8 protein-coding genes are annotated in these 14861 nt (G+C 45.0%); 7 read left to right on the top strand and 1 reads right to left on the bottom strand.

Features of this window, described 5'->3' with window-relative positions:
- The first annotated feature begins 8 nt into the window (after nt 1-8).
- The 3 genes from HMPREF1195_RS03755 (at nt 9) to trxA (ending at nt 5555) form a co-directional block, all read left to right on the top strand.
- Nucleotides 9-1994, top strand: coding sequence for a peptide ABC transporter substrate-binding protein (locus HMPREF1195_RS03755; protein ID WP_023918412.1), 1986 nt, complete (start codon nt 9-11; stop codon nt 1992-1994).
- A 119-nt stretch (nt 1995-2113) separates the two neighbouring features.
- Nucleotides 2114-5143 (top strand): CocE/NonD family hydrolase, encoded by a 3030-nt coding sequence (locus HMPREF1195_RS03750; RefSeq protein ID WP_023918410.1) that lies wholly within the window; start codon nt 2114-2116, stop codon nt 5141-5143.
- A 97-nt stretch (nt 5144-5240) separates the two neighbouring features.
- On the top strand, nt 5241-5555 hold the full coding sequence (gene trxA, locus HMPREF1195_RS03745) for a thioredoxin (RefSeq protein WP_003002728.1): 315 nt from the start codon (nt 5241-5243) through the stop codon (nt 5553-5555).
- Between the two features lie 326 nt (nt 5556-5881).
- Here the strand turns inward: trxA and HMPREF1195_RS03740 are convergent, their stop codons facing one another.
- Nucleotides 5882-7363 carry an alpha-amylase gene (locus HMPREF1195_RS03740; protein WP_023918408.1) on the bottom strand — a complete coding sequence of 494 codons (1482 nt, stop codon included), beginning with the start codon at nt 7361-7363 and terminating at the stop codon, nt 5882-5884.
- A 172-nt stretch (nt 7364-7535) separates the two neighbouring features.
- Here HMPREF1195_RS03740 and HMPREF1195_RS03735 point away from each other — a divergent pair, with 172 nt between their 5' ends.
- Genes HMPREF1195_RS03735 through HMPREF1195_RS03720 form a run of 4 tightly spaced genes read left to right on the top strand, consistent with a single transcriptional unit; the run spans nt 7536 to nt 14708 of the window.
- Complete coding sequence (locus HMPREF1195_RS03735; protein WP_023918406.1) at nt 7536-10634, top strand: CocE/NonD family hydrolase; 3099 nt, start codon at nt 7536-7538, stop codon at nt 10632-10634.
- A gap of 23 nt (nt 10635-10657) precedes the next feature.
- Entirely contained in the window at nt 10658-12289 is a 1632-nt protein-coding gene (locus HMPREF1195_RS03730) for a M20/M25/M40 family metallo-hydrolase (protein WP_023918404.1), read from the top strand.
- A 39-nt stretch (nt 12290-12328) separates the two neighbouring features.
- On the top strand, nt 12329-13072 hold the full coding sequence (locus tag HMPREF1195_RS03725; RefSeq protein ID WP_014713507.1) for an ABC transporter ATP-binding protein: 744 nt from the start codon (nt 12329-12331) through the stop codon (nt 13070-13072).
- Nucleotides 13062-14708 carry a hypothetical protein gene (locus HMPREF1195_RS03720; RefSeq protein ID WP_023918402.1) on the top strand — a complete coding sequence of 549 codons (1647 nt, stop codon included), beginning with the start codon at nt 13062-13064 and terminating at the stop codon, nt 14706-14708. Before HMPREF1195_RS03725 ends, HMPREF1195_RS03720 begins: the two co-directional genes overlap by 11 nt.
- The last annotated feature ends 153 nt before the right edge of the window (nt 14709-14861 follow it).

Here is a 14861-nt window from a genome sequence, read left to right as displayed (position 1 = left end):
AGTTTTACATGAAAAAAAGAAATGTCATTGCACTTGCGGGAGTTGCCCTCCTTTCAGCAGGTATCCTAGCAGCTTGTTCGGGTGGTTCTAAATCATCTAGCTCAAGCAACGGTCAAAAATTCTCATATGTCTATGAGACTGAGCCAGAAAACCTAAACTATATCACATCTGGTAAAGCAGCAACCCACGATATCACTGGAAACTTGATTGATGGTTTGTTTGAAAATGATAAATACGGGAACTTGATTCCATCTCTTGCAAAAGATTGGACAGTTTCGCAAGATGGCTTGACTTATACTTATAAACTTCGTGATGATGCTAAATGGTATGATTCAGAAGGCGAAGAGTATGCGGATGTAACAGCTAAAGATTTCGTCACAGGGATCAAATATGCGGCTGATAACAAATCAGAAATGCTCTACATCATCCAAGATTCTATCAAAGGCTTGAATGACTACGTCAGTGGTAAAAATAAAGATTTCTCAGCTGTAGGAGTAAAAGCAGTTGATGATCATACCCTTCAAATCACTTTGAACCAACCAGAATCTTACTGGAACTCTAAATTGACTCTTGGGATCACTTTCCCTGTCAACGAAAAATTTGTGAAATCAAAAGGGGATAAATTCGCTCAAGCAAGTGATACTAGCTCCCTTCTTTACAATGGTCCTTACATCTTGAAGAGCTTTACTTCAAAATCTTCTATCGAAATGACCAAGAATGAAAACTACTGGGATAAAGACAAGGTCTACATCTCAGATGTGAAATTGGAATTCTACGATGGACAAGACCAAAGTAAATTGGCCAAATCATTCGGAGAAAATGCTCTTAGCTTGGCAAAACTCTTCCCTACTGGATCTGGTTACTCAGAACAAGCTAAAGAATTCAAAGACGAAATCACCTACACTCCTCAAGACGCAGCATCTTATGTTATTGGTACCAACATCGACCGTCAATCTTACAAACACACTGCTAAGAAGACCGATGAAGAAAAACAATCTACTAAGAAAGCTCTCTTGAACAAGGACTTCCGTCAAGCGATCAGCTTTGCCTTCAACCGTGAAGCGTATGCTGCTCAATTGAACGGAAAAGACGGAGCAAGCAAGATCATCCGTAACCTCTACATTCCACCAACATTTGTCCAAGCTAATGGCAAGACCTTTGGTGAAATGGTGAAAACTCAATTGGATACCTACGGAGATGAGTGGAAATCTACTAAACTAGACGATGGTCAAAATGGTCTCTTCGATGCTAAGAAAGCGAAGGAAGAGTTTGCAAAAGCGAAGACTGCCTTGGAAGCAGAAGGTGTGAAATTCCCAATTCACATTGATATGCCTGTGGACCAAACCACACCATCAAGAGTTCAACGGGTACAATCCTTCAAACAATCAGTTGAAGAAGCACTTGGTAAAGAAAATATCGTCATCGATATCCAAATGCTTTCGAAAGAAGACCTTCAAAATGTGACCCTCTTTGCGCCAAATGCTGCTGGCGAAGACTGGGATCTCTCTGATAATGTTGGATGGAGCCCTGACTACCAAGACCCATCAACTTACATGGATATCTTGAAAGCTTCATCTGGTGAAAATACTAAGACTTTCCTTGGATTTGACCCAAGTGAAAACAATGAAGCAGCTAAAAAAGTTGGTCTGTACGACTTTGAAAAGATGATTAAAGATGCTGGTGCAGAAACACAAGACGTCAACAAACGCTATGAAAAATATGCGGCAGCGCAAGCTTGGTTGACAGATAGCGCCCTTGTTATGCCAACTTCTTCATCAACTGGACGTCCATTCTTAACACGTATCGAACCATTCTCAGCTCCATTTGCATGGACTGGTGGTAAAGGAAAAGACCACGTGATCTACAAAGGAATGAAACTCCAAGATAAAGCTGTGACAACTGCTGACTATAACAAAGCCCTTGAAAAATGGCAAAAAGAACAAGCAGAGTCAAACAAAAAAGCACAAGAAGATCTTAAGAAACACGTCAAATAAGAATCGATAACCGAGGCTGATGCCTCGGTTTTTTGTGGGATTATTTGAATATCTATTTGATCTAAAAACGCTTACATAGTATAATAGGAGTGTTGATTACAAAAAGTGAGGAGATTGACATGAAAAAGAAAACAATGGTTTCCATTGTCGCATCGAGCTTACTGATCGCGCCGATGGTCTTGCATCAAGTAGCAGCAGCAGACGAGCAAACGGAAGAGTTAGCCCCATCGACAGAAGTGGTCCATGCTCCATCTACTGAAGCAATACCGACAGCAAGTGACACCAGTACTGCCACTAGTGAAGAAGGAGCAAGCTCGAGTGAGGGATCGCTGGATCGGACGGCAGTTGCCAATCAAGCGGCCCACGCAAGAGAAGACAGTGTAGCACAAAGTGAGCCTACGGTCCCAGTAGCAACTCCAGCAACAACAAACAGGGAAGCTGGACCTCAATCCGCTCCTACTTCAGAAGCTCCGGCAACAAGTCAGGATTTGGCAAAGGTCACAGGTAGCACCCTTGCAGCGGATCAGGCCTCTAAAGAGTTGACGGTCCAAGATGCTGTTAATGGCTTGCTTCAATGGGCAGCAACAGATCCTAGCCAATTGGGCCAAAGCCAAGCAGATCGCGAACGCTTTGCCAAGAGTTTAGGCTTGATTGAAAAGTCAGAAGATCTAAGCCGTAAGGTTAGTCAGCCAGAATTGGCCAAGATGTATGAAACAGCTAAGAAACTCTACGATGCCTACCGGGCTGAAAAGAAACGTCCGCTCTTTTTAAATGGTCGTGCCCAGCCTATTTTCCCTTATACGACGGGAGAAAAAGAAGACCAAGACTACAAATATGAGGACAGCCAAATTGTGCGCTTCCCAGTCTATGTCGAAACGGACTACGATACTGATGCAGATGGCAAGCCTGACTTGGTCAAAGCCATTGTTCAACTACCAAAAGCAGTCGCGCAAGGCGATTTTAAGGCAGCCGCCATTCTCGAAGCGCGCCCTTACGTAGCGGGGACGCTCGATGAAAACTACGTGACCCTCGAAAGTTTGGGGCTTCCAACGGATGGTAGCTACGATATGAAGAAACTGCACAGCCAACCCGCAAAGAGACAGCCAGTAAGCAGTGAAACAACAGTAGAAGCAGCCAAAAAAGCCAAGGCATCGGATTGGTATTACTACAGTCCCTACGAGTATATCTATGACTACGAAGATCTGAACTGGTACGACTATTTCTTGGTCAGGGGCTATGCCTTTATCTCCAGCGCTGGACTTGGTACCAAGGGATCAGAAGGATTTAACACGACGGGCTCTGATCTCGAAATCAATGCCTTTAAGAATATCATCGAATGGGTCAATGGCAAACGCAAGGCCTACACCGATAAGACTAGCAATGTCGAAATCAAGGCAGACTGGGCAACGGGCAATGTCGCAATGACCGGTCTCTCCTGGGCTGGAACCACGACCTTTGGTGTAGCAGCGACAGGCGTAGAAGGCCTAAAGACCATCGTTCCAGCAGCAGGGATTGCCTCTTGGTATGATTATTTCAATAGCCAAGGTACCCAGTTTGGTAATGCACCTTATAGTGACCTTTCATGGCTCTCCCTCTACGTTAGCACACGGATGCTGGACCAAGATGATTGGGCAGGGATTTGGCAAAATTATTCCAACTACATCAACCAATTGAACAAGGATCAGTACGCCCATGATCGCAACTACAGTGATGTCTGGAAGGAGCGGGATTATACCCTTCATCCAGAAAATCTTAAGACCAGCGCCCTGATCGTCCATGGCTTGAATGATGACAATGTTAAGACCAAACACTTTGAACTCATGTACGATGCCCTCAAGAAAGCAGGACAAGATGTCAAGCTCTATCTCCACCAAGGAGATCACGTCTATCCAGCGGCTATGTCACGGGGATACGGCATCACTGCCAATGGTCAGGACTTTTATGACCTGCTCAATACCTGGCTGACCCATTACCTCTATGGAGTGGACAATCACGTCGAAAGCTTGCCAGCGGTCCTAGCTCAAAACAACTATGATCCAAGCAAGTGGACCAGCTATGATAACTGGAAGAGCAGTCAACGTCTCTTCTTGAATGCAAGCTCGAAACGGCTAGAAGAAACCATTTCTAGTGATTATGCGGCTGCTGGTGTGGAGATCGCTAACCGTAATGAAACAGTCAGCAAAGCCTCCTCTAAGGCCAATCTGACCTTTGTTTCTGATGTTACTGAGGACACTACGATCAAGGGCCACATCCCCGTTCATTTCAAGGCAGCTCTTGCCAAAGGTCAAGGAAAGAATTTCCAAATCAACGCTCTTTTGGTAGATGTGGCAGATGAGGACTTTGACGTGGTGGGAAATGGTAGCGTCAAGCAAGATAAAACAGCAGACGCTTTCTGGATGGGAAGCAATTTAAGCAACCTATCTGTTGCCGAATACGAAACCATCAAGACCAAGTACAAGGTGATCGCAAAAGGCTGGATCAACCTTGCGAATCCTAAGTCTGGCTACGATTCAGCAAGCTCACGAGCTAGCATCGAGCCAAAAGTGGGAGAATACCACGATTACACCGTTTATCTCCAACCAAATCTCTATACGGTTAAGAAAGGTCACAAGTTAGCGCTTGTTTTCAACACCTATGACCCGTCTGATTTAACGGTGGAGCATCCCTATGAAGTGACCTTCAAGACAGATTCTATCCAGGCTGCGATTCCAATTGTCGAAAAGACCCGCGTCCAAAAGGCAGCCTATGTACCGAGTGCAACAGATACTGACTATGCGAAATTGCCAGAAATAGAAGGAGCTGCTCTAGTCGCTCCAGAAGTACACTACAAGGAAGAATATAGGCTTCCAACTCCAGAATACTTTGTCCAACCAAGCCAAACTCTTCCTGAAAAAGAAGAACAGATGCAAACAGGATCAGCAAGACAAGAGGACCCTCATCTTAAACTAGCTGTATCTTATGGACCTCAATTTGTTTCACAAGGATTTGCAGAAGATCCTCAAGTTGCGACTTCTGCAGTAGGAGGAGAACAGGCAGATCCTACGCTTCCTCAAACAGGGAGCAAAGATCATGCTCTGGGTCTCTTAGGGGTGATCAGCCTAACAGCTTCTAGCCTCATCTTTTGGCGCAAAAAGAGAGAAGATGCCTGAGGAGTCCCCGTAGCAAATATTTCTAAAATGGCATCTTTTAGTGTAAAATAAAAGTAGAAATGCAGAATCAGTAGTCACTACTGAAAAAGGAGGAAATATGGCACACGTAATCACAGATGCAACTTTTGAACAAGAAACCAGCCAAGGCCTTGTCTTGATTGACTTTTGGGCAACTTGGTGTGGCCCATGCCGCATGCAAGCTCCAATCTTGGATCAGTTGGCAGAAGAAGTACATGAAGATGATTTGAAAATCTGTAAGATGGATGTCGATGAAAATCCAAATACAGCGCGTCAATTCGGTATCATGTCGATCCCAACTCTTCTATTTAAAAAAGATGGACAAGTTGTCAAACAAGTGGCTGGAGTTCATACGAAAGCCCAATTGAAAGAAATCATTGCAGAATTGAGCTAAAAAGAAGGGAGTGGGAAAGAACTCCGACTAGTAAAAAAGAGTTCGTCTTCCCACCCCCGCACAGTTGATTAGGTCATCTTTGGAGCTTAAAAAGCGAACAAAGATACCAATCAACCACTGCGTCATACAGTTATTTCTATCAAACATCGAAGGCTGGATAATTTTTTCCAGCTTTTTTTGATGCTCTTTATTTCTGTCAAATAGACGCGATACCCATTGACAGCGTTTTCTTATAGTGCTAAAATGAAGCTGTATTTCCTATAAAATTTTTACAGGAAAAATCTCCTAGGAACATGCAGCTCCTAGGAGAAAATTACATATAAAGGTTATTGGCCCTCTGTATCTTGGGCTACCCAGACGCTGACAGAGCGTTCTGCCACTGGGAATTCGGCAGTACCGTCTTCTTGAACTTGGACAGTTTCGCTACAATTTTCTAGGACATCATAGTAGGTGAGTCCTGCGTATGATGAGCCAATCTCCATGACTTTTGTAGCAGCTTGGTTATTCGAAATCAAGCAGGCGATTGGTGCTGATTCTTCTGTACCTGAGCGTGTCCAACCGATGCAATTAGGATCATCGAAGTAGTCCGTTTGCTCTCCGTAGGCCAGATCTTTACGAACCCATAGGAGACGATCAAGAACCTCTTGGAAACTTTCTTGTGCAAATTTGCCCTCGATACCGTAGTAGTCTCCATAGAAGACACAAGGCAAACCAGCTTCACGAAGTAAGATCAAGGCATAGGCTGCAGGCTTAAACCATTCTTCAATGGTAGATTCCAAGGCTTGCCCTCTCTGGGTATCATGGTTGTCCACAAAGGTTACGGCCTGTTCAGGATGATTGAGCGCCAGTGTTCCATCAAAAACAGTTCGAAGGTCGAAATTTTCACCCTCTTGGCTTGCTCTGAAGAAATTTTGGTGAAGGGCTACATCGACCAGGTCATACAGGTAATCAATGCTTTCCAAGTACTCATCGTTAGTTTCTGTGTCGCCATTCCAAAATTCAGCAAAGACGTAGAAATCTTCACCATACTTTTGGGTAATATTGTGGATGAAATTCTTCATAAAGAAGGAGTCGATGTGTTTGACCGCATCCAGACGGAAACCTTCTACACCAGTCGTTTCGATAAACCAGTCAGCCCACTGATCAAGATTCTCTACAACCTCGGGATGTTTGAAATCGATATCGGCATACATGAGGTAATCGTAGTTTCCATTCTCATTGTCTACCAGATCTCCATGAGCCCAACCTTTGTTGTCCCCTTGGATTTGGTAGATCCCATTCTTATTACGTGAAGCATCGTAGTCCGTACCGGTGAAGTGGTACCAATGCCAGTGGAAGTCATTATAGGCGCCATTTCGGCCATCAAAGGTGAATTTAGTCCATCCTTGAATGGTGAAGGGCTCAGTGAGAACCTTGTTTCGATCCATAGGATCGACCTCAACGACCTCGAATTCCTCTAAGCCATCAGCAGCAGCTTTATGGTTGAGAACGACATCGGCCATTGGTTGAATCCCAGCATCTTTGAGGGCTTGAATAGCTTGAAGATAATCGTCTTTGAAGCCATATTTGGTACGAACTGTTCCTTTTTGGTCGAACTCGCCCAAATCAAAGAGGTCATAGACTCCGTACCCAACGTCATTGTTAGAAGTAGCTTTAAAAGCAGGCGGCATCCAGACTTTACGAATACCCAAGTCTGCTAAGTGTTGCGCATCTTCAGCAAGACGCGTCCAGTGGTTCCCATCAGAGGGCAAATACCACTCGAAATATTGCATTAAGGTTTGATTTTCCATTTTTATTTCTTCTTTCATGTGAATGTCCCTATTTTACCAAAAATAGTTGGATGCGACAAACGTTTGCGCTGGAATCAAGCCCTTTCTGGAAAAGAAATCGCATACATGAAAGAAATGAAGTGAGAATATAACATAATAGAGTCAGGCTCCGCTAGGACTGACTTTGAAAATGGTGAAAGGAGACCATTTTATGAAAAAAACAACTCTTGTTTCTCTACTCGTTGCAGGTTTACTGATTAGTCCTGCTGTACTCGCCCAGCATGTGCAAGCAGACCAAGTAAGTAGCACAACTACTGAGGAGACGGTGACTCCTTCTACGGCAAGTCCTGAAGTTATTGAAACAGTGACCTCAACACAAGGAGACACTAAAGGAACCGTACAGCCTGAAAAAGTGGAAGAGGTTTCAGAAACTAACAGACCAACCACTTCACCAACCGCTCCGACAACTGAGCCACATGAAGAACCTGCGTCAAGTCCAGCGGTAGTGAGCGCCCCAACTGTTGAGCCCACTCTAACCAATCAGCCAAGCCCTGCGCCTGCGACGCCTACCGTTGGCAGTCAAGAGGTGAGCGCGACTCCAAAAGTAACCAAAGGAGACTTGGCTAAAATTACGGGTGCAACTGTAACCGATCAGGATCGTGAAAAAGAAGTCACTGTGACGGAGGCAGTCAATCAACTATTGAACTGGGCTTCAACCAAGGAAAATCAAGTCGGATCTACTGATAAAGACCGATTAGCTTTTGCCAAGAGCCTAGGGATGGTCAAGGAAGGAGTGGAGGGATCTGCTCCAGTTACTAATCTCACTTCGATGGTTGATGTAGCCAAACAGCTCCGTGCCGCTTACCGCGCAGACAAGAAGTTACCTCTCTTTTTGAATGGCAAAGCACAACCTATTTTCCCATTTACGCCAGGAGACGATCCGGAGCATTACTCCTATGACAAGAGTGATATTGTCCGCTATATTGTTTACGTTGAAACTGATTATGATACGGACGGAGACGGCAAGCCTGACTTGGTCAAGACCTTTGTGCAGGTGCCAAAAGCTGCTGTCAATGGGGACTATAAGGCAGCCAGCATCTTTGAAGCCAGCCCTTATGTAACAGGAACAACCGAAGAGCGTACCTTAGAGGGAATTGGTCTCAAAGAAGGTGGAAACTTCGAGATGGCCAAGCTCTATGAAAAACCTGCCAAACGCCAAGCAACCAAGACTGTTACGACAGAAGAAGTAGCCAAAGCGACTGATCCAAAGGATTGGTACTACGTTAATCCGCGTGAAAGTTCTGAAGATTATACGCATTATGATTACGAAAATCTCAACTGGTACAATTATTTCTTAGTTCGTGGTTATGCAGTGGTGACCAGCAGTGGTTTGGGCTCAAAAGGATCAGACGGGATCAATACGACTGGCTCTGACCTTGAAGTCGCTGCTTATAAAAATATCGTTGAATGGCTCAATGGCAAACGCAAAGCCTACTCTGATAAGACTAGCAACCATGAAGTCAAGGCAGACTGGTCCAACGGAAACGTCGCTATGACTGGTTTGTCTTGGGCAGGTACGACAACATTTGGTGTAGCTTCTACTGGTGTGGAAGGCCTCAAGACCATTGTGCCAGCTGCAGGGATTGCCAGTTGGTATGACCATTTCAACAGCCAAGGATCTCCTCTTGATACCGGAGCTTCCAATGACCTTTCTTGGCTATCTGTCTATACCTCAGGCCGAATCCTTGATAAGGAAGATTGGGACAAGATCAAGGATTACTATGTAGCCTATATCACCAAGCTCAATGAGCTCCAACACAAGGATGGTCATAATTACAACGAAGAATATGCTAAACGCGACTACACGCTCAATGCAGCCAATCTGAAAGCGGCCCCTCTCATTATCCAAGGGCTCAATGATGACAATGTCAAACCCAAACATTTTGAACTCATGTTAGAAGCCTATAAAAAGGCGGGGATCGATGCCAAGGTCTTGCTCCACCAGGGCAATCACATCTATCCATCTACTCGTTGGTCAGGGACAGAAGTCGCAGGCCAAGCCTTTAATGACCTGATGAATCTCTGGTATAGCCATTACCTCTACGGTATTGAAAATGGGATTGAAAACCTTCCACAAGTAACAGCTCAGGACAATCTAGATCCAAGTAAATGGCGTCGTTTTGATAAATGGGATACCAACAATGCCATCTCCGCTCGAATCTACTCTAAACGGGAGGATGTGACAGTAACTGGCGATTACTATGGTACAGGAAATAACTGGACTACACGTAACCAAGATGCAGCCTTCCATTCTTCCGAAGTGGCAGCTTCCTATGCAGCACCAGTCGACCAAGATGTCACCATCAAAGGCCATATTCCTGTGCATTTTAGCGCTGCTTTTGTCAAGGGAGACAAAAACCATGCCCATGTCAGTGCGACCCTGATGGATGTTTCAGACGAAGACTTTGATGTGGTCAAAGAAGAAATCACCTATGACAAAGACGGTTATAGCACGCGCACATTGGAAAAAGAAACCATCGATGAGACAGGCTACTGGAATGGTAGCAACCTTGAAACCTTGCCTCTCAAACGTTACAAGACCCACAAGGTTAAGAGTGTGGTGATTGCGCGTGGTTGGATGAATCTGGCCAATCCAGCATCTCGCTATGACTCAGCAAGTTCTAGTCATTCTATTGATCTGAAAGAAAACGAATATCATGATTACACCATGTATCTGCAACCAAATCTCTATACAGTGAAAAAAGGCCATCGACTGGTTTTGAGTTTGCACACCTATGATCCAGATTACATCTATTTTGCAGATCCTTATGAAGTGACCTTCAAGACAGATTCTATTTCTGCAACGATTCCAATCGTAGAAGACAGTCGATCTCTCTTGTTCCGTTATCAACCAAGTGAAAAAGATACAGACTATGCGTCATTGGCAGATCGGATCTTGCCAATTGCAACCATTCAACCAAAAGTAGATCCTGAACAAGACCCAAGTCCAGTAGATCAAGCGGAAAAACCAATTGTTCCAAGTAATCCAATGACGCCAACCAATCCAGCTATTTCTGAAATTCCTCAAAAACCAAGCCACGGTCGAGATCCGATGGACTTCCGTAAGGAACAAAAAGAAGAAACTGCACAAGAATTGGCTCAAAGAGCTGATAAAGATAAGATAGAAGTGACAAGCCAACCAAGCCTTCCAAAAACAGGTCAAGCAACAAGCTCTTGGACTCTCTTTGGCTTCCTAGGACTCATGCTCACCAGCCTTTTGTCACTTGGCAAAGCTCACAAAGATGAATAGTAGAAAAGAAGGATGGAGAGAAAGTGAAAACCACCAATAGAGAGAGCATCGAAACGATTTTTTCCGAAGCCTTGGCGATTCCAAGCTTCACCAATACTGAGACCGAGCAAGGAATCGAAGCCTACCTGGATCAACGGATTGGACAAATCCCCTATTTCAAGGAACACCCGGACCATTTTGGGCGCTATCAGGTGCCACAGGATCACTTGCATCGGTCGGTCAATTGGGCCCTGGTTGATAAGGGAAAGAAAAAAACAGTTATCCTTTTCCACCACCATGATACAGTTGATCTAGAAGACTATGGAAATTTGGCAGAGATCGCGCTCGATTCTGATAAAGTAGCAGAAGCTTTGAAAAGACTGGACAGTCGACCTGATATGCAGGAAGATTTAGCTTCTGGGGAATGGAAATTTGGCAGAGGGTCTTGCGATATGAAAGCAGCATTGGCCCTTCAATTGGGGGTTCTGGAAGCCTATGCGGCAGATCCCGTGGAAGGTCAGGTCAATCTGCTCTATCTCTCTGTTGGAGATGAGGAATCCTATTCACGTGGGATGCGTGGAGCTTTGGGCCTCCTCACAGATTTGCAGGAGAAGTTTGATCTGAATTATGTATTAGCAGTGGATTCAGAACCCTTTGAATCAGAGGTAGGAAAAGAAAAGGTCCTTCACATTGGCACAGTCGGCAAACTCATGCCGGTCGTTGTGGCACAAGGTGTCTTGTCCCATATGAAGGAGCCCCTTAAAGGGATCAATGCCTTGTCACTCTTAGTGGCCATCGCAAGCCAGCTAGATCTTCATCCCGATCTGGCAGATCAGGCGCTGGGAGAAACGTCTCCCCTTCCTTCTTGGTCCTATCTCAGAGATTTGAAGGACCAGTACGATGTATCGACCGTGCTCTATGCGGCTGGTTATTTCAGTGTTCTGCATTTGAAGAAAACACCCCAAGAGCTCCTACAGCGGATTTATGAGCTTAGTCAGGAGGCCTTGGATGCCTTTTACAAGAAGTATGAGCACTTGCAGGATCAGGCTGGCCAAGACCATATGATTGCAAGGCCAAGAGTCATCACCTATCAAGAACTAGAGGAACGATGCCAAGCCATAGAAGGTTACCAAGCCTTTAGGAAAGCTTCTAACCAAAAAGCGGAATACGATTTTCGTAATGGGACCAGCTACCAGAGCCTTGCAATCCAGCAAATCCAGCGACTCCTAGAGTTTCTCGGAGATAAGGATCCCATGGTGGTTATTGGTTTTGCGCCCCCCTATTATCCTTCCATGAACTGCCGCTTTTTGGACAATACCGATCTCAATATCGTGTCCCTCATCACTGATTACCGCGAGTATCTGGACACAAGAGGTTACCTCTTAAAAGTCGAAGAATACTTTATGGGGATTAACGACACCAGTTATTGTGCCTTGGAAAAGGATGTGGCCTCTTATCAAGTCGTCTTGGATAGCCTAGCCACACCAGCCCAGGTCTATGATCTGGATCTGGAAAAAATTGCCCAAATTCAGGTTCCAGCGGTCAATCTAGGCCCTTGGGGCAAAGAATTGCATAAGCGAGGAGAGCGGGTCTACAAAGAAGACTTCTTAGAGACCATTCCAAACTATCTGCTAGAATTGCTCTACCATTTCGATGATCGCTTATCAACAGAATAAGAAAAAACGGTCCCAATGAGGATCCATTAGGGAGTTAACATGATTACATTTCACGGAGTTACCAAAGATTACGATGGGCACATTGCCCTCAACCACTTGGATCTGACCATCGAAGATGGACAAATTGTCGGCTTGATTGGCCACAACGGAGCTGGAAAGTCAACGACGATTAAGAGCCTGGTCAGTGTCATCACCCCAACTACTGGATCAATTGAAGTGGATGGTCAGGACCTCTATAGCCATCGGCTGGCGATCAAAAAGAAGATCGGTTATGTAGCGGATTCACCAGATCTTTTCTTGCGCCTCACAGCCAATGAATTCTGGGAGTTGGTTGCGACCTCTTATGATATGAGTCAGAAAGACTGTGATCAACGCTTGGAAGAGCTTCTTACGATCTTTGATTTTCAGAGCCACCGCTATGAAGTGATTGAATCCTTTTCACATGGGATGCGCCAGAAGGTCTTTGTCATTGCAGCCCTCTTGTCGGATCCAGATATCTGGGTCTTGGACGAACCCATGACCGGTTTGGATCCACAGGCTTCTTACGATTTAAAACAAATGATGCGCCAACATGCGGATCGCGGCAAGACGGTTATTTTCTCTACCCACGTATTAGAAGTGGCCGAACAACTCTGTGATAAGATCGCCATTCTCAAAAAAGGTAATCTCATCTTCTATGGGACGATCGAGGAATTGAAGGGCCAACATCCCGAACAAAGTCTGGAAAGTATCTATCTCAGCCTAGCGGGGCGGAAGGAAGAAGGTGGCGATCATGCGTCTTAAGATCATCCAACAGCTGGTCAATGTCAATATCATCTATGCTAGTCAGCCGGCCCAGATCGCAAAATTACGCGCCAAACAGGCTAAAAAACCGGACGTCAAACTCAATGTTGCCCGCAGATCGGTGCTCAACTACCTCTTTTTAGGATTGGTCTATTTCCTCATATTTGGCTTGCTCTTTAGTATCTATGATTTTGTCCATCAGCCAGCCTTCTTTGTCAATATGGTGGCCCTCTTTTCCTTGATGACCATTTCCCAAGGCTTTATGAGTTTTTACAATGTCTTTTATGAAAGCAAGGACCTCCAGTTTTACCGGCCCTATGCTTTCTCAGATGCGGAAGTCATTGCTGGAAAAAGTATCTCGGTCATCCTGACCCTTCTCATGGCTATCCTTCCATTGATCAGCTATTTTTTGATCCTGCCTGTCCAAGCAGGCGGCTTCAATCCGTTAGGGATCCTGCTAGGCCTCTTTTGTGCCGTGATTCTCTTAGGCGTTCTCTTTTTAGCGACGATTTTACTAGCTCATTTGATCACTAAGACCCTTTTTTTCAAAAAACACACGACCCTGGTCTCCAACATCATGGTCGGAATTGGTTCTCTTCTGAGCCTAGGAGCTTATCTCTATCTGAATCTAGTCCAAACCCATCGGGTAGAGGTGTCGGGTGGAGCGGATATTCCCATTCTATTTCCACCTTTTACAGCCTTTCATCAGTTTATCCTCCATCCTTTTGATGGTGGAGCGATCCTTGGCCTTCTGGGCTGGATAGCGGTGCTTTTGGTCTTGATCGGCCTGGTTCGCAAAATCGTGATCCCACAATTCTATGATGCAGCCCTTGCGGTTGCGACCAACCAAACCGTCAAAGAGCGCGTGAAAGCCATCCATGTGGGCCAGAAAGACTCCTTTAGACAGTTTGTCATTCAGTATCATCGCAGACTCTTGAGCGATGGAACCCTTATGGTGCAAGTCCTATTGATGATGAGTATTCTGCCATATATTTTCCTCCTCAGTGGAGCAGCAGGAGCATCAAAAAATATAGGAGGCCTCAGTCCTTACTTGACACCCCAGTATCTGGTACCACTGACCCTTGTTGCCATCTTGATCGGTGTTTTCAATAGTTTTGGAGGCTTGACCAGTATCGGTATTTCGCTAGAGCGCGAAAACTTTGAATACTTGAGATCCCTCCCTGTTGATTTCAAACGCTATCTCTTTATGAAGTTTTGGTTGCTCTATCTGGTGCAATCCATCCTTCCTGTCATTCTTCTAGTTGGCGTTTGTCTCTATTTTGGCGTCCATCCCTTGGCTATCCTTGCCATGTTACTGATCTGGGTTGTAACGACCATTCCGATCTGCATCCGAGACTATGTCAAAGATTTTCAGAACTTTAGCACCAATTGGACCAATATCACAGAGTTGATGACCCGTCATCGTGGGAATGCAGTTCTTCAGTCTATCCTCTTGATTGTCTTTCTCTTTGTGATGTTTCTCCTGATCATTGTCAGCTTCATTTGGACCTATCATTCCGTCAGCACCCTGCTGGCTGTGATCCTTTATAGTGTCATCCTGCTAATCGGAGCTGGGATCAGCTATACCATTTACCGCAAAAAAATCCGTACCCTCTACCAAGAGATCGGAGAATAAAAAAAGAGAGTGGGACAGAAATCGGTCATTCGTTAGAATTCAATTTCGTCGTCCCACCTCCGCACAGTTGAGTAGGGCTGTAAAGATGATGAAATCAGTGTAGTAGAGCCCACTCAACCACTGCGTCTTGCTCGACAATCCAAAAACAAATGA

Source organism: Streptococcus parasanguinis CC87K (assembly GCF_000507765.1).
Taxonomy (GTDB): Bacteria; Bacillota; Bacilli; order Lactobacillales; family Streptococcaceae; genus Streptococcus; species Streptococcus parasanguinis_J.
The sequence above is the reverse complement of the archived record's forward strand: the minus strand, read 5'-3'. Positions and strand labels throughout refer to the sequence as shown.